The following is a 1269-nucleotide window of genomic DNA, read 5'->3' as shown; positions in this document are numbered from 1 at the left end:
GGATCGTTTCGGTCAGTTTTCGCACGCGTTTCTGCTCGTCGGCATCGGCCTTTCCGTCGCGCAGCCAGCGGCGTGCCTCTCGCAGCAGCTCGGCCATATCCAGACCCGGCTCGGCAGCAATGGTCGCGGCTAGCTCTCGTCCGAGCTGGGCCAAAACTCGTTGCTGGCGCACAGCATAGGGAACGCCTTCCTCTACCGTCAGACCGCAGGCCTGTTCGTCGCGCGACAACAGGGTCGAATAGATACGATAGACGCGTTCCGGCAGCGAGCCGTTTGCAGCGCCTTCGATCTTCAGGCTTTTCTCGATATAGGCGCATTCCTTGGCGAGCGCCCGCTCGACATTGCCAGTGAAGGCGAGCTTCCAGACGATCGGAGCAACCCAGGCCTTGAAATCCTTGTTCGTCTCGCGGCCGCGCTGCAAAGCCTCCAGCCCCATCTCAACTGCGCCGGGAAGCAATGGCCCGACATAATTGCCGTGCCAGCCGACAGCGCCTTCCGGGTGGAGCAGGACGCCATGGCCCTTGAGCGCCCAGTCGACCGAATGCGCCTTGGCCGCGTCGTTGTTGCCGGGGATCTGCGCGATCAGATTGTTGGCCAGCCAGAATTTCTGCATCGGCCGACCGAGGCCGTTGACCACGCCATGCGTGGCCCAGGACGCGGCAAGCGGGCTGACGCGCGAGACGATCTCCTTGTCGATCATCCAGTCGGTGAAGAATTCCGGATGGTTGGGCGTGATGAACGTCGCTTGGCCCCCGCCGCAGCAGGCCTTCAGCCGTTGCTGGTCGGCGGCGGGAAAGTCGATATGGCGGACATTGGCGACGCCGCGCAGGCCGGCGAGCCGGTTGAACGGCAAAAGGTCGCGAAAGCCTGGAACCCCATGCAGCATGACGATGCGATTGACGATCGTCATTGCCCTGATCAGCGCCGGATTGGGTCGCGGCGCCACGAACACGTCGATCCTGCCCAAGCTTTCTCCCCCGAAAACGCCGTCAGGAAAAGGTGGGACTGGATTGCGGCGCCTTCAAGTCAGTTCGCCTTGGGCGGCCGCTTCGTGGTTTAACCCGCCGCTATTTCGAAGCCGGGCAAGGCTTGGTCTGGTCGAACAGCGACAGGTTCACCAATTTGCCGGTCATCGAGAAGTCGCCATAGTCCATCACGAGATCGCGCGTGATGCCGTTCTCGTGCAGCTTGAAGCTGATCCGGTACTCCGGCACTTCCTCGCCGCTTTTGTCGGTGTCGTCGAAATAGGCGATGTCGACCGGCCAATAC

2 protein-coding genes are annotated in these 1269 nt (G+C 62.3%); both read right to left on the bottom strand.

The genetic code is table 11. From position 1 onward, the window contains the following. On the bottom strand, positions 1 to 967 hold a 967-nt coding region (locus EOA38_RS37055), incomplete at its 3' end, for a hypothetical protein (RefSeq protein WP_127301539.1). Between the two features lie 100 nt (positions 968 to 1067). Beyond that, the coding region (locus EOA38_RS37050; protein WP_127301538.1) for a DUF1849 family protein at positions 1068 to 1269 on the bottom strand (202 nt) is incomplete at its 5' end.

Source organism: Mesorhizobium sp. M1E.F.Ca.ET.041.01.1.1 (assembly GCF_003997355.1).
GTDB lineage: Bacteria > Pseudomonadota > Alphaproteobacteria > Rhizobiales > Rhizobiaceae > Mesorhizobium.
This window is presented reverse-complemented; position numbering and strand designations above follow the sequence as displayed.